Origin of the sequence: Streptomyces sp. NBC_00466 (assembly GCF_041433995.1) — a bacterium.
Taxonomy (GTDB): Bacteria; Actinomycetota; Actinomycetes; order Streptomycetales; family Streptomycetaceae; genus Streptomyces.
Genome location: NZ_CP107896.1, coordinates 5638171 through 5657321, shown reverse-complemented (window position 1 = coordinate 5657321; position 19151 = coordinate 5638171). Strand labels below are relative to the sequence as shown.

Sequence of the window (19151 nt, the reverse complement as noted above, 5' to 3'; positions counted from 1 at the left end):
CGATCCGGTGCGCAGGCTCGGGCACCGCCACCACTGTTCAGTTCTGCTTCGCGCTCACTCGAAGCAGAACTAAGTGGACCTTCACTCTCCGCTGAGGCGAGACTGCCGTCATGACCCCTTCGCAGCCCTTCGGGCGTGCACTCTGCGCAATGATCACGCCGTTCACCGCTGCCGGTGAGCTCGACCTGGAGGGCGCGCAGCGGCTCGCCGCGCATCTGGTCGGTGCGGGGTGTGACGGGCTCGTCCTCAGCGGCACCACCGGAGAGTCCCCGACCACAACCGATGCCGAGAAGACCGCGCTGGTACGGGCGGTCGCCGAGGCCGTCGGCGACCGGGCGCACATCGTGGCGGGAGTGGGCAGCGCCTCGACCCGGCACACCGTCGAGCTGGCGCGGTCGGCCGAGGGCGCGGGCGCGGACGGCCTGCTGGTGGTGACGCCGTACTACAGCCGCCCTCCGCAGGACGCCGTCGAAGCCCACTTCCGCACGGTCGCCGACGCCACCGGCCTGCCGGTGATGCTCTACGACATCCCCGGCCGCACCGGTACCCGGATCGGGACCGGGGCGCTGCTGAGGCTGTCCGGGCACCCGCGCATCGCGGCGGTGAAGGACTGCGCGTACGACCTGCTGGGCTCCACCAAGGTCATCTCCCGTACCGGTCTTGCCTACTACTCCGGCTGCGAGGAGCTGAACCTCCCGCTGTACGCGGTGGGCGGATCGGGCTTCGTCAGTACGGTCGCGAACGTGGCCCCGCGACAGCTGCGGGCGGTGCTCGACGCGTACGACGAGCCGGACCCCGCCGAGGCCGCACGGCTCAACCGGCTCAACACCCCGCTGGTGGAACTGATGATGGCGTCCGGCCTGCCGGGCACGGTGACCGCGAAGACCCTGCTCGGCACGGCCGGGCTGCCGGCCGGACCGGTACGTGAACCACTGCAGCCCGCCGGCCGCGATGCGGTCGACGGGCTGCGCAGGGCGTACGCGGAGCTGCCCGCCGCCGGATGAGACCGGCACCGGACGGCGGCGGGGACAGCCTCAGTTGTGGCTGTGCAGGATCTCGTTGAGGCCGCCCCAGACCGCGTTGTTCGGGCGGGCCTCCACCGTGCCGGTGACCGAGTTGCGGCGGAAGAGGATGTTCGAGGCGCCGGACAGCTCACGGGCCTTGACGACCTGCCCGTCGGGCATCGTGATCCGGGTCCCCGCGGTGACGTAGAGCCCGGCCTCGACGACGCACTCGTCGCCGAGCGCGATCCCGACGCCCGCCTCCGCGCCGACCAGGCAGCGCTCTCCGATGGTGATCCGGACGTTGCCACCCCCGGAGAGGGTGCCCATGGTGGAGGCGCCGCCGCCGACGTCGGAGCCGTTGCCGACCACGACGCCCGCGGAGATCCGGCCCTCGACCATGGAGGTGCCGAGCGTGCCCGCGTTGAAGTTGACGAAGCCCTCGTGCATGACGGTCGTGCCCTCGGCGAGGTGCGCGCCGAGGCGGACCCGGTCGGCGTCGGCGATCCGGACGCCCTTGGGCGCCACGTAGTCCGTCATCCGCGGGAACTTGTCGACCGAGGTGACCTGGAGGTGCAGGCCCTCGGCGCGGGCGTTCAGCCGCACCTTCTCGATGTCGTCCACGGCGACCGGGCCGAGCGAGGTCCAGGCGACGTTGGCGAGCAGGCCGAACATCCCGTCCAGGCTCTGGCCGTGCGGCTGGACCAGCCGGTGCGAGAGCAGGTGCAGCCGAAGATACAAGTCGTGCGTGTCCAGCGGCTTGTCGTCGAGCGAGGCGATGACCGTACGGACGGCGACGACCTCGACGCCGCGGCGCGGGTCGGGGCCCACGGCCTTCGGGGCGGCCTCGCCCAGCAGCTCCGCCGCGCGCTCGGCGGAGAGCCGCTCGGTGCCCGCGGGGCCGGGCTCGGCGGCGAGTCCGGGCGCGGGGAACCAGGTGTCGAGAACAGTGCCGTCGGCGGCGATCGTGGCAAGTCCGGCGGCCACGGCGCCGGTGGAGCGGGCAGGGGTCTGCGAGAGCGTGTCGGTCATGACCAAAACCTAACCGGCCGGGCGCCGCACGGGCGAACCGGTCTCAGCGGTCGGCCGTATCCACCGAGTTCCCGCCGGGAACTCACTGTGGCACCATGAGCCCGCACAGGGGGCACGAACGGGGACGGACAACCGGGTACCGGGACGACGGGACCGGGACGGAGCGGCCATGACTCAGCGCACTCGCCTGGACGACGCCGACTGCGCGATCGCCCAGGCCCTCGATGTCGTGGGCGACTGGTGGACGCTGCTGATCGTGCGGGACACCGCGCGCGGGGTGCACCGCTTCGACGCGCTCCAGCGGGAACTGGGGATGTCCCGCAAGGTACTGACGGAGCGGCTGCGTCTACTGGTGGACGCGGGGGTGCTGAGGCGCGAGCCGTACCAGGACCGTCCGGTCAGGTACGAGTACCTGCTCACCCCGCGGGGCAGCGCGCTGCTTCCGGTGCTGATCGCCCTCCAAGACTGGGGGGACACCTGGATCCTGGGAGAGGGAGCGACGATGGCGACGGCCGGTGAGACATCGAAGGAGGCCGAGCGGGTGCGCGGCCTGATCGGCACGCGCGTCCCCGAGCTGCGGCTCACCGGCCCGGACGGGCGCCCGCTGGACCCGGTCGACCCGGCCGCCGCGCACACCGTCCTGTACTGCTTCCCCGCCGCGTACGCCGACCGGGCCTCCTACCCGCCCGGCTGGGCCGGGATTCCGGGGGCCTCCGGCTGCACCCTGGAGTCGTGCACGTACCGCGACCGGCTGGCGGAGTTCACCGCCGCCGGGGCGGCCGTGCACGGGGTCTCCACCCAGCGCCCGGACGAGCAGCGGGCGTTCGCCGAGAAGGAGAAGCTGCGCTTCCCGCTGTTCTCCGACGCGGACCTGGAGCTGGCGGCCGCACTGCGGCTGCCGACCTTCCGCACGGCGGGGGTCAGCAGGCTGAAGCGGCTGACCCTGGTGGTGGACCGGGACCGGACCGTCCGCGAGGCGCTGTACCCGGTCACGGACATCGAGGACAGCGTGCGGGCGGCGCTCGCCGCGGTCAGCCGCTGAGGGTGGGATCCGCGGGGGGCCCGGGCGCTGCGGGGCCTGCGGGCGCTGCGGGGCCTGCGTCACCGGAGGCCGGATCATCCCGGCCCCCGATGATCCGGACCAGCGCCTCCCGCACCTCGTCCGGATCGAACGCCCGCCCTGTCACCAGGAGTTGGATCAGCAGCCCGTCGACCAGAGCCACCACTGCACGGGCCGTGGCGGCGTCACCGCCGACATGGGCCCGGACGACCTCCACGGAGGCGTCCAGCCACTCCGCAGCGACGGGCCGCAGGGCCTCACGGCGCAGTGCGGCGAGATACAGCTCGTACTCCAGCCGCACCCGGCTCCGGTCCCCGCTGACGAGCCGCCCGAGCAGCGCGGTGAGCCGGCCGGCCAGCCCTTCGCCCGGTTCGGCGAGCGCCCGCGCCCACCCCTCGACGCCCGTCCGCGGCTCGTCACTGACCTTCCGCAACGCGGCGACCAGCAGTTCGTCGAGCGTGGCGAAGTGGTACGTCGTCGAGCCGAGCGGCACATCGGCCTCCGCCGCGACCGAGCGGTGGCTCAGCCCTGCGATGCCCTGGTCGCCGACGACCCGGATCGCGGCGTCGATGATCCGGTCCCGGCGGTCCGGGTCGTAGCGCCGGGCCATCAGTGCGAGCCGCCCAGATTGAGCAGGACGACCCCACCGATGACCAGGGCGATACCGGCGAGCTTCGCCACGCTCAGCGACTCCCCCAGGAAGACCATGCCGATGGCCGCGATGGCGGCGGTGCCGGTGCCGGCCCAGATCGCGTAAGCGGTCCCCACCGAAAGGGACTTGAGCACCTGGGCGAGCAGGACGAAGGCGAGCACATAGCCGGCCGCCGTCGCCAGCGAGGGCCACAGCCGGCTGAATCCGTCGCTGTACTTCATGGCGGTGGTCCCGCCGACCTCTGCGGCGATGGCCGCGGCAAGCAGTACATAGGGCATGCGTACGACCGTACACATCAGTCACGGGCTACGGTATGCCGTCCGACAGGAATCCGGTACGGAAATCCGGACGGACGACGCACGAGGAACGGAGCGGGCAGTGGCACAGGACTCGGGGTGGGCAGGAGCGTACGGAAGTACGCCGCACGGGGGGCCTGCGGGGTGGGGCCCGCCGGGATGGGGCGCCCCGCTGCCTCCCCAGGCGGCCAAGCCGGGCGTGATACCCCTGCAGCCGCTCCAGCTCAGCGACATCCTCAACGGCGCGATATCCACGGTGGGCCGGTACTGGAAGCAACTGCTCGGCGTGGCGGCTGTGGTGTACGTCGGCGCCGCCGCGGTCATCGCCGCGGCGCTCGCGGTCCTCTACGCGTCGCTCTCCGGCCGGATCCACGGCATCGTCCACGCACCCGAGACGTCCAACATCACCTGGAGCCAGGCCGGTCCCGTGGTGCTGGGGTTCTCCGGGGTGCTGATCGGCGCCGTACTGCTGAACATGGTCTGCTCGGCCATGGTCTACGCGACCTGCGCGACCGTGCTGCAGGAGGCGGTGCTCGGCCGGCCGACGTCCTTCCGGGCCGTCTGGCGGCGGGCCTGGTCACGGGTGCTTCCGGTGACCGGCACCGTACTGCTGAGCGGGCTGATCATCATGGTGCCGCTGCTGCTGATCGCGGGGGCGACGGTCGCTGTCGTCGTCGCGGCGGTCACCATGCACAGCGGCGCCGTGGCGCTGGTGGTGGGCGGGCTCGGCGGGCTGGTCCTGCTGCCGCTGGCCGCATGGCTCTGGGTGCTCTTCAGCCTGGCCCCGGCCGCCGCGGTGTTCGAGCGCCAGGGGCCGGTCGGCGCACTGCGCCGGTCGGCCCGGCTGGTGCGGGGCGCCTGGTGGCGGGTCTGCGGCATCTCGCTCCTGGCCCTGGTACTCGGCACCACGGCCGGCTCCTTCGTCCAGCTCCCCTTCACCATGCTGGGGATGTTCCACAGCCTGCGGCTCCCCCTGGACACCGCGTCCGACCCGAGCGCGGCCCAGGTGCTGGCGGGTGTCACCAGCTATCTGGCGGTCACCCTGCTGGGCCAGACGCTCAGCCGGATCGTGTCGGTGACCTTCCCGCAGCTGGTGACGGGACTGCTCTACGTCGACCACCGGATACGCCGGGAGGAACTGGGACCGGTGCTCATCGAGGCGGCGGCCGGAGAGCCCGCCGGGCAGCACCCGCCGAACGTCACTTCCCCACGGTGAACCAGGTGGCGCGGGACTTCTTCCACTCGTCGTGGGTGAGGTCCTTCGCCTCCGTGCCGTCCCCGTAGAGGTCGGCCGAACCGTCGTCGGTGATCAGCTGGGCGCGCGCCCCGGCCGCGTTCAGGTCGGGTACGTCCACCACGGCCTCCCAGCCGCCCGGGTCGCTGGTCGGCAGATCGGCCCGCTTCACGGGGGCGTGCCCGGCGACACCGTCCCAGGAGTAGAGGGCGTACGGGTCCGAGTTGTCGTCGGCGGCCCATGAACCGGCGACGATCAGATACTGGCCGGCCGCGTTCTTGCGGATGTCCCGGATGGCGAGCCCTCCGAGGTCCAGCTCGATCGGTGTGCCGAAGACGGCCTTCTTGCCGGTGACCACCTTGTCGATGTTGGTGACCGGCACGATGAGCGCCTTTCCGCCGTTCTCCGGCGGCACCAGCGGGGCGCGGAAGCCGACGTAGGCCGTGGTGGACGAACCGGGCGCGAACTCCAGCCCCTCGACGTTGAATCCGTCGATCTGCTTGGGGACCTGGCCGTCCGCGGTGCCCGCGGCGAATCCGTAGCGGTCGCCGTTGGCCTTGTCCCAGGCGACCAGGTCGTCACGGAGCTTGGCGTACGAGCCGCCGAAGGACAGCTGGGTGTCGGCGCCCGAGCCGGTGACCTTCGTGGTGAAGATCCGGTTGCGGTCGGGCTTGTACTCGCCGTCCTTGTTGTTGCCCAGCGAGCCCGTCCAGTAGACCGTGTCGCCGACCCGGGCCGCGGCCTCGATGTCGACCTCCTTGCTGACACCGAGCTCGTCGCTGAAGTCCCAGGTCCGCACCGGCGCCCCGGAGACCGAACCGTCGTAGAGCCGCAGGGTGTTGGACTCGTCGTCGGCCACCACCACATAGCCACCGCCGACGGAGACGGCGGCAGAGGCGTCGGAGGATCCGGTGAAGTAGCGGGTGTCCGCGCTGTGCTGGACCGCGGCGGACGCGGCGTAGTGCAGGGTCTTGGTGGCGGTCTTGCCGCCGAGACCGGTGACCTTGAGGGTGAGGTCGGTGTAGCCCTGTGCGCGGGCGCCGACCGTGACCCGGCGGGTGGCGCCGCTGCCCGTGACGGAGACGTCGCCGGTCCCGGCGACGGAGGACTTGGAACTGGCCGACGCGGCCACGGTGAGCGCCGAGGCGTCCGCACCGCTCTGCCCCACGGTGACGGTGACGGCGGGGTCACCGGTGGCGCCGACCGCGCCGGAGAGGTAGGCGGCCGAGAGGGAGACCGTGGGCGTTCCGTAACCCGCCGCGTGCGCGGGGGCGTTGGCGCCGGTGAGCACCAGGGAGAACAGTCCGCTCGCTGCGGCGACGGCTATACCGGTCCTCGGACGGAAGGAGCGGCGGAACGGGGTGGCAGAGATCTGCACGGGAACCCTCTCGTCGTGGGGGATGGCGGTGGGGTGTCGTCGACGAGAAGGCTCCGGTCTCCGCGCCAACGGGGCGCGCACACCGTACGTACGGAAGGCGAACAGCACAATACGGCCCCGGTGCGCGGAGCACCGGGGCCGTATCGGCAGTACGGGGAGGGCAGTTGGGCGGCGGCGGGACCGTCAGACGTTGAAGCCGAGCGCGCGCAGCTGCTCGCGGCCGTCGTCAGTGATCTTGTCCGGGCCCCACGGCGGCATCCACACCCAGTTGATCTTCAGCTCGTTGACGATGCCCTCGGTGGCCGACTTCGCCTGGTCCTCGATGACATCGGTCAGCGGGCAGGCCGCGGACGTCAGTGTCATGTCCAGTGTGGCGATGTTGGCGTCGTCCACGTGGATGCCGTAGATCAGGCCCAGGTTGACCACGTCGATCCCCAGCTCGGGGTCGACGACGTCGTACAGCGCCTCGCGGACCTCCTCCTCGGAGGCCGGCTTCATCGTGGCGGTCTCGTTCTCGCTCATGCGGTCTTCCCTTCGGACAGCGCCTGCGCCGTCGCGTCCTTCCACGCCATCCAGCTCAGCAGCGCGCACTTGACGCGCGCCGGGTACTTCGAGACACCGGCGAACGCGACGGCGTCCTCCAGCACCTCCTCCATCGCGTCGTCCGGCTCGATCTGCCCCCTGGACTGCATCAGCTCCAGGAAGGTCGACTGGATCTTCTGGGCGTCGCCCAGCTCCTTGCCGACCAGCAGTTCGTTCATCACGGACGCGCTGGCCTGGCTGATGGAGCAGCCCTGGCCCTCGTACGAGACGTCCGCGATGCGGTCGCCCTCGTACCGCACACGCAGTGTGATCTCGTCACCGCACGTCGGATTGACGTGGTGCACCTCGGCGTCGCCGTCACGGAGACCGCGCCCGTGCGGGTGCTTGTAGTGGTCCAGGATCACTTCCTGGTACATCGAATCCAGCTTCACGATCCAGTCCCTACCCGGTGTCGTCGTCCGTCTAGCCGAAGAAGTTCCGTACGTGCTCCAGCCCGTCCGCCAGCGCGTCGACCTCATCGGGCGTGGAGTACAGATAGAACGACGCTCGCGTGGTCGCAGGAATTCCGTACCGCAGGCAGACCGGCCGTGCGCAGTGGTGGCCGACCCGGACCGCGATGCCCTGCTCGTCGAGGACCTGGCCCACGTCGTGCGGGTGGATGTCGCCGAGCGTGAAGGAGATCGTCGCGCCGCGGTCCAGGGCCGTGGACGGTCCGATGAACCGCAGGTCCGGGATTTCGCCGAGACGCTTCATCGCGTACTCGGTGAGCGCGTGCTCATGCGCGGCGATCTTGTCCATGCCGATCGACGAAAGATAGTCCACGGCCGCTCCCAGGCCGACGGCCTGGGCGATCGGGGGCGTACCCGCCTCGAACTTGTGCGGCGCGGGGGCGTAGGTCGAGGAGTGCATCGACACTGTCTCGATCATCTCGCCGCCACCGAGGAACGGCGGGAGGTCCTCAAGGAGCTCCTGACGGCCCCAGAGGACGCCGATCCCGGTCGGGCCGACCATCTTGTGGCCGGTGAAGGCCACGAAGTCGGCCTGCAGCGCCTGCACGTCGAGCACCATGTGCGGTGCGGCCTGGGAAGCGTCGATGCAGACGAGCGCACCGACCTCCTGGGCGCGCCGGATGATCGCCTCGACCGGGTTGACCGTGCCCATCAGGTTGGAGACCAGCGTGAAGGAGACGATCTTCGTCTTCTCGGTGATGATCTCCTCGACGTTGGACAGGTCGAGGCGGCCGTCGTCGGTGAGGCCGAACCACTTCAGCTTCGCGCCGGTGCGCTGCGAGAGCAGCTGCCACGGCACGATGTTGGAGTGGTGCTCCATCTCCGTGATGACGATCTCGGTCTCGTGGTCGACGCGGTACGGCTCGTCGGCCCAGCCGAGCATGTTGGCCACGAGGTTGAGCGACTCGGAGGCGTTCTTGGTGAAGATCACCTCGTCGCGGCTCGGCGCGTTGATGAAGGCGGCGACCTTGTCGCGGGCGCCCTCGTACAGCGCCGTGGCCTCCTCCGCGAGCACGTGCACGCCACGGTGGACGTTGGCGTTGTGCTGCTCGTAGTACTCGTTCAGCGCGTCGAGTACCTGGCGCGGCTTCTGCGAGGTCGCCGCGTTGTCCAGGTAAACGATCTTCTTCCCGTCGTGGACCACACGATCCAGCAGGGGGAAGTCCTTGCGGATCGCGTCGGTGTCCAGGAGGCCCGGCAGCTGTGTCACGCGACGTCCTCCTCCGGGTTCGCTCCGCTCACGGGGGCACCCTTCGTGTATGCCTCGTAGCCCTCGTTCTCCAGCTTGTCCGCGAGCTCGGGGCCGCCGGACTCGGCGATCCGGCCGTTCGCGAAGACGTGCACGAAGTCGGGCTTGATGTAGCGCAGGATGCGCGTGTAGTGGGTGATCAGCAGGGTGCCGACCTCGCCGCCCTCACGGACGCGGTTGACGCCGTCGGAGACCTGGCGCAGCGCGTCGACGTCCAGACCGGAGTCCGTCTCGTCGAGGATCGCGATCTTCGGCTTGAGCAGCTCCAGCTGGAGGATCTCGTGGCGCTTCTTCTCACCGCCGGAGAAGCCCTCGTTGACGTTGCGCTCGGCGAAGGCCGGGTCCATCTGGAGGGTCTCCATGGCCGTCTTGACCTCCTTCACCCAGGTACGGAGCTTCGGCGCCTCGCCGCGGATGGCGGTGGCCGACGTACGCAGGAAGTTGGAGACGGAGACGCCGGGGACCTCGACCGGGTACTGCATGGCGAGGAAGACGCCGGCGCGGGCCCGCTCGTCGACGGTCATCTCCAGCACGTCCTCCCCGTCGAGGGTGACGGTGCCGCTGGTGATCGTGTACTTGGGGTGCCCCGCGAGGGAGTACGCCAGCGTCGACTTGCCGGAGCCGTTCGGGCCCATGATGGCGTGGGTCTCGCCCTGCTTCACGGTCAGGTCGACGCCCTTGAGGATCTCCTTCGTACCGTTCTCGGTTTCGACGGAGACGTGCAGGTCGCGGATTTCAAGCGTTGCCATGGGTGACTCAGGACTCCTGGGATACGGAGACGAGCACATCGTCCCCTTCGATCTTTACGGGGTAAACGGGGACGGGGCGCGTCGCGGGAAGGCCGGACGGCTTGCCGGTGCGGAGGTCGAAACTGGAACCGTGCAGCCAGCACTCGATGGTGCAGTTCTCGACCTCCCCCTCGGAGAGGGAGACGTTCGCGTGCGAGCAGATGTCGTTGATCGCGAACACCTCCCCTTCCGTGCGGACCACGGACACCGGCGTGCCGTCGAGCTCCACCCGCTTCGGGGTGTCGTCCTCCAGCTCGCTCAGCGCGCAGGCCCTGACGAAGGCGGCCATCAGACGGCTGCCTGCAGCTCGGCGTCGATCTTGTCGAGCAGGCGCTCCTCGACGTCCGGCAGACCGATCTGCTGGACCAGTTCGGCGAAGAAGCCGCGGACCACCAGACGGCGGGCCTCGGCCTCCGGGATGCCCCGGGACTGGAGGTAGAAGAGCTGCGAGTCGTCGAAGCGGCCGGTGGCCGAGGCGTGGCCCGCTCCGGCGATCTCGCCGGTCTCGATCTCCAGGTTCGGGACCGAGTCGACCCGCGCGCCGTCGGTGAGGACGAGGTTGCGGTTCAGCTCGTACGAGTCGGTGCCCTCGGCCGCGGCCCTGATCAGGACGTCGCCGATCCAGACCGCGTGCGCGTCCTGGCCCTGGAGCGCACCCTTGTAGGCCACGTTCGACCGGCAGTGCGGCGCGTTGTGGTCGACGAGGAGGCGGTGCTCCTGGTGCTGGCCGTGGTCGGTGAAGTAGAGCCCGAGGAGCTCGGCGTCGCCGCCGGGGCCCGCGTACTGCACGCGCGGGTGAAGGCGTACGACGTCGCCGCCGAAGGTGACCACGACCGACTTGAGCGAGGCGTCCCTGCCCACCAGCGCGTTGTGCTGCGCCACGTGGACGGCGCCGGGCTCCCAGTCCTGGACGGAGACGACGGTCAGCTTCGCGCCGTCGCCCAGGATGTAGTCGACGTTGGCGGCGAGCACCGCGTCACCGGTGTGGTCGATGACCACGAGGGCTTCGGCGAAGGCGCCCAGCTCGATGACCTGGTGGCCGTAGGCGACGCCGCCGACGCCGCGCACGGCGATCCGGATCGGCTCGCTGAGCACGGTCTCCTTGGGCACCGAGACGACCGAGGCCTTCTCGAAGGAGGTGTACGCCTGGGCGGCGACCCGGTCCACCGGGGTGCCGGCCCGCCCGATGCGGGCGTCGTCGCGGCCGACGGTCTCGACGTGGACGCCCTCGGGGGCGGACACCTCGACCTCGATACCGGCGCCGGTCGCGACGGCGGTGCCGTCGTGCAGCCCCTTGAGCCGCTCCAGCGGAGTGAACCGCCACTCCTCCTCACGGCCGTGCGGGACCGGGAAGTCCGCCACGTCGAAGGACGGCGGCGCGCTCATACGGGTGGCGACGGTGGACTCGGCAGCCACCGCGATGGACCCGGCAGTGGTGGAACCCGCTGGAATATTTTGAGCCTCAGCCATGGCTGTCGTCGTGCTCGCTTTCTGATGGATACGTCGGGGTCGGGCGATGAGCGGGGCGGGCGGCTGCTAGCCGACTGAACCCTCCATCTGCAGCTCGATCAGCCGGTTGAGCTCCAGGGCGTACTCCATGGGGAGCTCCTTGGCGATCGGCTCGACGAAACCGCGCACGATCATGGCCATCGCCTCGAACTCCGTCATACCGCGGCTCATCAGGTAGAAGAGCTGGTCGTCGGAGACCTTGGAGACGGTCGCCTCGTGGCCCATGGACACGTCGTCCTCGCGGACGTCCACATAGGGGTATGTGTCCGAACGGGAGACCGTGTCGACGAGCAGGGCGTCGCACAGGACGTTGGACTTGGAGCCCTCGGCGCCCTCGCCGATCTCGATCAGACCGCGGTAGGAGGTACGGCCGCCGCCTCGCGCCACCGACTTGGAGACGATGTTGGAGGAGGTGTTCGGGGCCATGTGGACCATCTTGGCGCCGGCGTCCTGGTGCTGGCCCTCGCCCGCGAAGGCGATCGACAGGGTCTCGCCCTTGGCGTGCTCGCCCATCAGGTAGACGGCCGGGTACTTCATGGTCACCTTGGAGCCGATGTTGCCGTCGACCCACTCCATGGTCGCGCCCTCGTACGCCACGGCACGCTTGGTGACGAGGTTGTAGACGTTGTTCGACCAGTTCTGGATCGTCGTGTAGCGGCAGCGGCCGCCCTTCTTCACGATGATCTCGACGACGGCGCTGTGCAGCGAGTCGGAGGAGTAGATCGGGGCGGTGCAGCCCTCGACGTAGTGGACGTAGGCGTCCTCGTCGACGATGATCAGCGTCCGCTCGAACTGGCCCATGTTCTCCGTGTTGATACGGAAGTAGGCCTGCAGCGGGATCTCGACGTGCACGCCCTTCGGCACGTAGATGAAGGAACCACCGGACCACACGGCCGAGTTCAGCGAGGCGAACTTGTTGTCGCCGACCGGGATCACCGTGCCGAAGTACTCCTGGAAGAGCTCCGGGTGCTCCTTCAGCGCGGTGTCGGTGTCCATGAAGATGACACCCTGCGCCTCCAGCTCCTCGTTGATCTGGTGGTACACGACCTCGGACTCGTACTGGGCGGCGACACCCGCGACGAGGCGCTGCTTCTCCGCCTCCGGGATGCCGAGCTTGTCGTACGTCTTCTTGATGTCCTCCGGCAGGTCCTCCCAGGACTCCGCCTGCTTCTCGGTGGACCGCACGAAGTACTTGATGTTCTCGAAGTCGATGCCCGAGAGGTCGGAGCCCCAGCTGGGCATGGGCTTCTTGCCGAAGAGCTTGAGGCCCTTGAGACGCAGCTTCAGCATCCACTCGGGCTCGTTCTTCTTCGCCGAGATGTCGCGGACGACAGCTTCGGACAGGCCGCGCTTGGCTGCGGCACCTGCCACGTCGGAGTCGGCCCAGCCGAATTCGTACGTACCCAGGCCCTCGAGTTCGGGGTGGGCAGTCTCCGTGGGGAGAGTCATGCGGGGTTCCTCCCGGCCGTGCTGGCGGATGCTGAATCAGTTGCTTGATGGGCGGTGTTGGGAATGAACGTCGTGCACACACCGTCACCGTGGGCGATGGTGGCCAGACGCTGCACATGGGTCCCGAGCAAGCGGGAGAAGACCTCGGTCTCCGCCTCGCAGAGCTGAGGGAACTGCTCGGCGACATGAGCCACCGGGCAGTGGTGCTGGCAGAGCTGCTCGCCGACCGGGGCGTTTCGCGCCGTGGCAGCGTACCCGTCGGCGGTCAACGCCTTGGCCAGAGCCTCGGCGCGGTTCTCCGGCGCCGCGGCGTCGATGGCCTCGCGGTACGCCGCCGCCTGGGATTCGAGCCGGTCGCGGGCGAACGCCATGACCTCGTCGTCACCGGAGCGCTGGGCGATCCAGCGCAGTGCGTCGGCGGCGAGCTGGTCGTAGGACTGGTCGAAGGCGTCGCGGCCGCAGTCGGTGAGCGCGAAGACCTTGGCGGGACGGCCCCGGGTCCTGGCGCCGTACACCCGCTGCTCGCGGGCGGCGACCACATCGTCGGTGACCAGGGCATCGAGATGGCGGCGGACCGCCGCCGGGGTGAGCCCCAGACGTCCCGCGAGCTCGGTGACGGTGGACGGGCCGTGGTCCAGGATGGAGCGCGCGACGCGGTTGCGGGTGGACCGCTCACCGGTCGCGAGTTCCTCCTGCGCAGTCGTACCGACTGGAGCCTCGCCGACGTTTTTCACAACGCCATTGTTGCGTAATTCCCCGGCGCGCGACAAGTGAAGATCGGGGACTCAAGCGGTGGCTTCGATCACTTAGGGCTACCTAAACAGGGCGGGATGCCTGTTCCCCCATGGCCTCCGCCCCCTGTACGATCCGCGCCCCGCCCGCTTCGTAGACTCCCCCGTATGAGTACAGATCCCGCCGTTGAGGTCCGCGGCCTCGTCAAGCGGTACGGCGCCAAGACCGCTGTGGACGGCCTGGACCTCACGGTCGGCGCGGGCACCGTCACCGCCGTACTCGGGCCCAACGGCGCAGGCAAGACCACCACCGTCGAGACCTGCGAGGGCTACCGCCGCGCCGACGCCGGCACCGTCCGGGTCCTGGGTCTCGACCCGGTGGCCGACGCGGCCCGGCTGCGCCCCCGGATCGGGGTGATGCTCCAGTCCGGCGGCGTCTACTCCGGCGCCCGCGCCGACGAGATGCTCCGCCACATGGCGAAACTGCACGCGCACCCCCTCGATGTCGACACCCTCATCGAGCGGCTCGGCCTGGAGAGCTGCGGCCGCACCGCGTACCGCAGGCTCTCCGGCGGACAGCAGCAGCGGCTCGCCCTCGCGATGGCCGTCGTGGGCCGCCCCGAGCTGGTCTTCCTGGACGAACCGACCGCCGGCCTGGACCCGCAGGCCCGCAGGTCCACCTGGGATCTCGTGCGGGAGCTGCGCGCGGACGGGGTGACGACGGTACTCACCACCCACTTCATGGACGAGGCCGAGCAGCTCGCCGACGAGGTGGCGATCATCGACGCGGGCCGGGCCGTCGCGCACGGCACCCCCGAGGAGCTCTGCCGCGGCGGCGCCGAGAACACCCTGCGTTTCGGCGGCCGGCCCGGGCTCGATGTCGGCTCGCTGCTGAAGGCGCTCCCGGACGGCTCGGCGGCCACCGAGCTGACCCCGGGCAGCTACCGGATCACCGGTACGGTCGACCCCCAGCTGCTCGCCACCGTCACCTCCTGGTGCGCCCAGCACGGGGTGCTGCCCGACCGCATCTCGGTCGAGCGCCACACCCTCGAAGACGTCTTCCTGGAACTGACCGGCAAGGAGCTGCGCGCATGAGCGCCGGTACGTACACCCCGCAGCCGGGGGCGGCCCCGCTGTCCCGCATGATCGCCGCGCAGACCGCCTTCGAGACGAAGATGCTGCTGCGCAACGGTGAGCAGCTGCTGCTGACCGTGATCATCCCCTCGCTGCTGCTCGTCCTCTTCTCCGCGGTCGACATCGTCGACACCGGAGCGGGCAGGTCGGTGGACTTCCTGGCCCCGGGCATCCTGGCGCTCGCCGTGATGTCCACGGCCTTCACCGGGCAGGCCATCGCCACCGGCTTCGAGCGCCGGTACGGGGTGCTCAAGCGGCTCGGTGCCTCACCGCTCCCCCGCTGGGCGCTGATGACCTCCAAGACCCTGGCCGTGATCGTCACCGAGGTCCTGCAGATCGTCCTGCTGACCGTGATCGCGCTACTGCTCGGCTGGTCGCCGCAGGGCAACCCGTTCGCCGTCCTGCTGCTGCTCGTCCTCGGTACGGCCGCCTTCTCGGGCCTGGGCCTGCTGATGGCGGGGACGCTCAAGGCGGAGGCCACGCTGGCCGCGGCCAACCTGGTCTTCCTGCTGCTGCTCGTCGGCGGCGGGGTGATCGTGCCGATGGACAAGTTCCCCGGCGGCGTCAGGTCCGTACTGGAGCTGCTGCCGGTCTCGGCGCTCTCGGACGGGCTGCGGGACGTCCTGCAGCACGGCGCCTCGATGCCGTGGGGCGATCTGGGGATCGTCGCGGTGTGGGCGGTGCTCGGACTGGGCGCGGCCGCCCGGTACTTCCGATGGGAGTAGAAAGACTTCCGATGGGAGCAGAAAGCGCGATGGGGGTGGAAAGCGCCCCCTCGTGAAAGTACGCACAAGCGCCCGGCCTACGATGTCCCCGTGCCGAAACTGACCCGCGCCGAAGCCGTTGGCGCCGTGCGCAATCCACTCGCCTTCATCGCCGACCGCTGGACTCCGGGCCCCCGGACCGTCCAGCGCGCGGCGCTCTCGGCCGTCGTACTGGCTGTGGTCATCATCGTCGCCGGCGGGGCAGTGCGGCTCACCGGTTCCGGCCTCGGCTGCCCGACCTGGCCCAAGTGCACCGACCAGAGCCTCACCACGACCAGCGCGATGGGCGTCCACGGCGCCATCGAGTTCTCCAACCGGATGCTGACGTACGTCCTGTGCGCGGCGGTCGGCTGGACGATCATCGCCGCCCGCTCGGAGAAGCCGTGGCGGCGCTCGGTGACCCGGCTCGGCTGGGCCCAGTTCTGGGTGGTCATGGGCAACGCCGTGCTGGGCGGCATCGTGGTGCTGGTGGGCCTGAACCCGTACACGGTGGCCCTGCACTTCCTGCTGGCCACCGCGCTGCTCACGGTCGCCGTACTGACCTGGCAGCGCACCCGCGAGGGCGACGGCGCGCCGCGTCCCCTGGTGGGCAAGGCGGTCGTCCAGCTGACCTGGCTGCTCGTCGTGGCGTCGGCCGGGCTGATCGCGGTCGGTACGGTCGTCTCGGGAGCGGGCCGGCACGCGGGCGACACCAGCGAGGTGGAGCGCATCCCGGTCGACTGGACGATGATCGCGCAGCTGCACGCCGACCTCGCCTGGGTCGTGGTGGCGCTCACCGCGGCGCTCTGGTTCGTGCTGAAGGCGGTGGACGCGCCCACCGGACCGCTGCACCGGGCCCGTGATCTCTTCCTGATCCTGATGGCCCAGGGCGTGATCGGCTACGTCCAGTACTTCACCCACACCCCCGAGATCCTGGTCGGGCTGCACATGCTCGGCGCGTCACTGATGTGGATCGGTGTACTGCGGGTGCTGCTCTCGCTCCGCGAGCGCCCGACGACCGATGCGGAGATCCCCGCACAGTCGGAGGACACGGCACTCACCGCCGTCTAGGGCCGGTCGTCAAAGTGCCGCTTCACTGGCTGCCCGCCCCTTCGAGGCCGTAGACGCGGCGGGCGTTGCCTGCCGCGATCATTCCGGCGACCCTCGTCGCGTCCGTGTGCGACCAGGCGCCGTCCTCGACCCAGCCGCCCAGCGTCCGGGCCAGCGCTTCGCGGAACACCCGCGCACGCACCACATGCAGCTCGGGCAGCCCACGGGCGCCGCTGGAGAACAGCAGCTTCCCGAACGGCGCCAGCTCCAGGATCTCCGCGAGCACGACGGCGGCCCGCGCCCCCGTGTGCGCCAGGGCCGGGCCCAGATCGGCGTACACATGCGGGTGGACGCTCGCCAGCTGCGCGGCCTGCCGGTGGTACGGATGGCCGTGCAGCAGCACCAGATCGGTGCCGAGTCCGGTCGCGGCAGCGATGAAGTCCGTCAGCAGCAGCGGATCGCCCGCCCCGATGTGCAGCTGGAGCGGGCGGCCGGACGCGACGGCGTTCCACAGCACATGGCGCAGCAGCACCGGATCGGTCAGGCTGCCGCCGACCTGGCGGTCCGCGAGCCAGCGGCCCGCTGCGCCGCGCACCTCGCCGGCGCCCGGCGGATCGGGCGCCAGGCCGAGTCCGTGCCGTACCGGGGCGACCGAGCTGAAGGCCACGGCGGAGCCGGCCGCTCCGTGCACCGCCTCGGCCAGGTTCGCGAGGAAGGAGTCGACGGTGCCCGAGGTGTCGGCGACCTGCTCGGCGAGGAGTTCGAGGCGGACGATCTCGTGGGCGTCGGCGTCACCGGCCGAGGCCATCTCGGTGGGGCCCGTGAGGTCGCCGGGCAGCCCGGTGTCCACCAGGAAGGTGGTGATCCCGCTGGAGCGCAGCAGCCGTCTGCCCACCTCCGGCACGCCGAGTTCCCTGCGGCGGGCGAGGTAGCGCGCGGGGGCGCAGTGCGGTTCCAGACCGAGCAGCGGCGGACACCAGCGGCGTACGGCGAAGCCGGTCTGGGTGTCGAAGAAGGTGGTGCCGGGGGCGGGCGGCCCGGGGGTGCCGCCGAGATGCGCCTCGAAGGTCCCGAGACCGAGCTCGGTGCGGAGCACGCCGTGGCAGTACTGGTCCACCAGGCAGGGTGTCTCGATCATCCGGGCCTCCGCTTCGGGCTGTTCTCCTCCCTAACGCGGAAACCCGCCCCCAGGTGTTGCCCTCAGCCGTCGGCACCGGCCCGGGAGCCGCCGAGCTGGATACCGGCCATCCGCTTCCACTCGTACGGGCCGGTGCGGACCTTGGCCGCGAGATCGCCGTCGAAGGACTCGTGGACGGTGACCCCCGCCTGCTCGGTCGCGCTCTGCGCCATGGCGTACGACGGTGCCACCAGGTCTCCCCAGCCGCCGTCCTCGCCCACCAGCACGATGCGGGCGCCGCGCTCACCGATGTACGCGAGCTGCGCCTCCGCGCCGCCGTGCTCCCGGCCGAAGGCCTGGATCTGCCGGGCGAGCCTGGCCGTCTTCCGGTCGGCTCGGGCGTCCCGCTTCTCGTCAACCTGCGTGTCTGCCATGGCCGTTATGCTACTAGCGGGTAGTGGAGCGCGCGATGGGCAGGCCCAGTGGCGTGAACCACTGCACCTGCCCATGGCGGGAAGTACTGGCGCGGATCCGGACGGGAGCCCAGCCGCAGGGGAATGCGGGCCCTACCGCAGGAAGGGGTCCACCGCGACCGCCACGAAGAGCAGCGACACATAGGTGATGGACCAGTGGAAGAGCCGCATCTCCTTGAGCTTGGGGCCCGTCACCCCGTTCTTGGCCCGGCTCCGCAGCGCGTGCGCCTCCCGCAGCCAGAAGGCGCCGGCCAGCACCGCCACCACCGTGTAGAACCAGCCCGTGTAACCGAGCGGGGTCAGCAGCAGCGACACAACGACCATCGCCCAGCTGTAGATGACGATCTGCCTGGCCACGACCTGGTTGGTGGCGATCACCGGCAGCATCGGGACCCCGACGCGGGCGTAGTCGTCCTTGACCCGCATCGACAGCGGCCAGTAGTGGGGCGGCGTCCAGAAGAACATCACCAGGAAGAGGATGACCGGGGCCCATGACATGGAGTCCGTGACCGAGGACCAGCCGATGAGCACCGGCATACAGCCCGCGATGCCGCCCCAGACGATGTTCTGCGAGGTACGGCGCTTGAGGATCATCGTGTAGACGACGACATAGAAGAGGAGCGCGCCCAGCGAGAGCGCCGCCGAGAACCAGTTGATGAGCAGCCCGAACCAGAGGGTGGAGAACGTGGCCAGCGCGAAGGCGAAGACCAGGCACTCTCGCGGCGACACCATGCCGGTGACCAGCGGACGCTGCGACGTGCGGTCCATCAGCGCGTCGATGTCGCGGTCGATGTACATGTTGAACGCGTTGGCGCCGCCGGCGGAGAGATAACCGCCGAAGCAGGTCGCCAGGACCAGCCACAGATTGGGCACGCCCTGCTTGGCGAGGAACATCACCGGAACGGTGGTGATCAGCAGCAGTTCGATGATCCGCGGCTTGGTCAGCGCCACAAAAGCCTTGACACGGGCCCCGAATGGCCGATGGGCCCCCGGGCTGGGAGTCAGGACGACCCCTGCGGGTCGGGACTCGACGGCCGTCACGTACACCCCTGACAGAGAATTTCCCAGCAAGTTCCGACCGTGAAGGGCCGGTAAAGACTTGCGCGTACCACGCCACTCTAGACGTTGCCCATACGTCGCCATCCCCGGGGGTGCGGTCGTGTTGGGCCCGTCATTCCGGGACGGTTCCGGCCTGAACGGCGG

General features: G+C 70.2%; 21 protein-coding genes. 6 read left to right on the top strand and 15 right to left on the bottom strand.

The window, feature by feature from the left end; translation table 11 throughout:
* The first annotated feature begins 110 nt into the window (after positions 1–110).
* Positions 111–1004 carry a 4-hydroxy-tetrahydrodipicolinate synthase gene (dapA, locus tag OG210_RS25385; protein WP_328325439.1) on the top strand — a complete coding sequence of 298 codons (894 nt, stop codon included), beginning with the start codon at positions 111–113 and terminating at the stop codon, positions 1002–1004.
* 30 nt (positions 1005–1034) lie between these two features.
* Here dapA and dapD read toward each other — a convergent pair whose 3' ends face one another.
* Positions 1035–2033, bottom strand: a complete 999-nt coding sequence (dapD, locus tag OG210_RS25380) for a 2,3,4,5-tetrahydropyridine-2,6-dicarboxylate N-succinyltransferase (RefSeq protein WP_328325441.1) — start codon at positions 2031–2033, stop codon at positions 1035–1037.
* 169 nt (positions 2034–2202) lie between these two features.
* Here dapD and OG210_RS25375 point away from each other — a divergent pair, with 169 nt between their 5' ends.
* Positions 2203–3075, top strand: coding sequence for a winged helix-turn-helix transcriptional regulator (locus OG210_RS25375; protein ID WP_328325443.1), 873 nt, complete (start codon positions 2203–2205; stop codon positions 3073–3075).
* Here OG210_RS25375 and OG210_RS25370 read toward each other — a convergent pair.
* Positions 3065–3703, bottom strand: a complete 639-nt coding sequence (locus OG210_RS25370; RefSeq protein WP_371538807.1) for a TetR/AcrR family transcriptional regulator — start codon at positions 3701–3703, stop codon at positions 3065–3067. The two genes, OG210_RS25375 and OG210_RS25370, sit on opposite strands and share 11 nt — an antisense overlap.
* Complete coding sequence (locus OG210_RS25365; RefSeq protein WP_328325447.1) at positions 3703–4023, bottom strand: multidrug efflux SMR transporter; 321 nt, start codon at positions 4021–4023, stop codon at positions 3703–3705. The genes OG210_RS25370 and OG210_RS25365 overlap by 1 nt, the downstream gene beginning before the upstream one ends.
* Positions 4024–4240: 217 nt before the next feature.
* Here OG210_RS25365 and OG210_RS25360 point away from each other — a divergent pair, with 217 nt between their 5' ends.
* Entirely contained in the window at positions 4241–5257 is a 1017-nt protein-coding gene (locus OG210_RS25360; RefSeq protein WP_328325448.1) for a hypothetical protein, read from the top strand.
* Here the strand turns inward: OG210_RS25360 and OG210_RS25355 are convergent.
* The 9 genes from OG210_RS25355 to OG210_RS25315 all read right to left on the bottom strand — a co-directional run bounded on the left by OG210_RS25355 (position 5241) and on the right by OG210_RS25315 (position 13434).
* On the bottom strand, positions 5241–6578 hold the full coding sequence (locus tag OG210_RS25355) for a hypothetical protein (RefSeq protein ID WP_328335372.1): 1338 nt from the start codon (positions 6576–6578) through the stop codon (positions 5241–5243). The genes OG210_RS25360 and OG210_RS25355 overlap by 17 nt on opposite strands.
* A 258-nt stretch (positions 6579–6836) precedes the next feature.
* Positions 6837–7175, bottom strand: a complete 339-nt coding sequence (locus OG210_RS25350; RefSeq protein WP_327298283.1) for a metal-sulfur cluster assembly factor — start codon at positions 7173–7175, stop codon at positions 6837–6839.
* Positions 7172–7627 carry a Fe-S cluster assembly sulfur transfer protein SufU gene (gene sufU, locus OG210_RS25345; protein ID WP_266858166.1) on the bottom strand — a complete coding sequence of 152 codons (456 nt, stop codon included), beginning with the start codon at positions 7625–7627 and terminating at the stop codon, positions 7172–7174. The genes OG210_RS25350 and sufU overlap by 4 nt, the downstream gene beginning before the upstream one ends.
* Positions 7628–7658: 31 nt before the next feature.
* Positions 7659–8915: a cysteine desulfurase gene (locus tag OG210_RS25340; protein ID WP_328325450.1), complete on the bottom strand. Its 1257-nt coding sequence runs from the start codon at positions 8913–8915 to the stop codon at positions 7659–7661.
* The gene (gene sufC, locus OG210_RS25335; protein WP_327298281.1) at positions 8912–9703 is read right to left on the bottom strand and encodes a Fe-S cluster assembly ATPase SufC; all 792 of its coding nucleotides are present in this window, start codon (positions 9701–9703) and stop codon (positions 8912–8914) included. Before sufC ends, OG210_RS25340 begins: the two co-directional genes overlap by 4 nt.
* Positions 9704–9710: 7 nt before the next feature.
* On the bottom strand, positions 9711–10031 hold the full coding sequence (locus OG210_RS25330; protein ID WP_328325452.1) for a bifunctional 3-phenylpropionate/cinnamic acid dioxygenase ferredoxin subunit: 321 nt from the start codon (positions 10029–10031) through the stop codon (positions 9711–9713).
* On the bottom strand, positions 10031–11212 hold the full coding sequence (gene sufD, locus OG210_RS25325) for a Fe-S cluster assembly protein SufD (protein ID WP_328325454.1): 1182 nt from the start codon (positions 11210–11212) through the stop codon (positions 10031–10033). Before sufD ends, OG210_RS25330 begins: the two co-directional genes overlap by 1 nt.
* A 66-nt stretch (positions 11213–11278) precedes the next feature.
* Entirely contained in the window at positions 11279–12700 is a 1422-nt protein-coding gene (sufB, locus tag OG210_RS25320; RefSeq protein ID WP_164263422.1) for a Fe-S cluster assembly protein SufB, read from the bottom strand.
* Positions 12697–13434 carry a metalloregulator ArsR/SmtB family transcription factor gene (locus tag OG210_RS25315; protein WP_328325457.1) on the bottom strand — a complete coding sequence of 246 codons (738 nt, stop codon included), beginning with the start codon at positions 13432–13434 and terminating at the stop codon, positions 12697–12699. Before OG210_RS25315 ends, sufB begins: the two co-directional genes overlap by 4 nt.
* Positions 13435–13599: 165 nt before the next feature.
* Here OG210_RS25315 and OG210_RS25310 point away from each other — a divergent pair, with 165 nt between their 5' ends.
* The 3 genes from OG210_RS25310 to OG210_RS25300 all read left to right on the top strand — a co-directional run bounded on the left by OG210_RS25310 (position 13600) and on the right by OG210_RS25300 (position 16379).
* Positions 13600–14526, top strand: a complete 927-nt coding sequence (locus tag OG210_RS25310) for an ABC transporter ATP-binding protein (RefSeq protein ID WP_328325459.1) — start codon at positions 13600–13602, stop codon at positions 14524–14526.
* On the top strand, positions 14523–15290 hold the full coding sequence (locus OG210_RS25305; protein ID WP_328325461.1) for an ABC transporter permease: 768 nt from the start codon (positions 14523–14525) through the stop codon (positions 15288–15290). The genes OG210_RS25310 and OG210_RS25305 overlap by 4 nt, the downstream gene beginning before the upstream one ends.
* A 90-nt stretch (positions 15291–15380) precedes the next feature.
* Positions 15381–16379: a COX15/CtaA family protein gene (locus tag OG210_RS25300; RefSeq protein ID WP_328325463.1), complete on the top strand. Its 999-nt coding sequence runs from the start codon at positions 15381–15383 to the stop codon at positions 16377–16379.
* Positions 16380–16401: 22 nt separating this feature from the next.
* Here the strand turns inward: OG210_RS25300 and OG210_RS25295 are convergent, their stop codons facing one another.
* From OG210_RS25295 to OG210_RS25285, 3 genes are all read right to left on the bottom strand, one after another.
* Entirely contained in the window at positions 16402–17496 is a 1095-nt protein-coding gene (locus tag OG210_RS25295) for an amidohydrolase family protein (protein ID WP_328325464.1), read from the bottom strand.
* A 62-nt stretch (positions 17497–17558) separates the two neighbouring features.
* Positions 17559–17909: a hypothetical protein gene (locus OG210_RS25290; protein WP_328325465.1), complete on the bottom strand. Its 351-nt coding sequence runs from the start codon at positions 17907–17909 to the stop codon at positions 17559–17561.
* A gap of 132 nt (positions 17910–18041) precedes the next feature.
* Positions 18042–18995, bottom strand: coding sequence for a heme o synthase (locus OG210_RS25285; protein ID WP_371540480.1), 954 nt, complete (start codon positions 18993–18995; stop codon positions 18042–18044).
* Between the last annotated feature and the right edge of the window lie 156 nt (positions 18996–19151).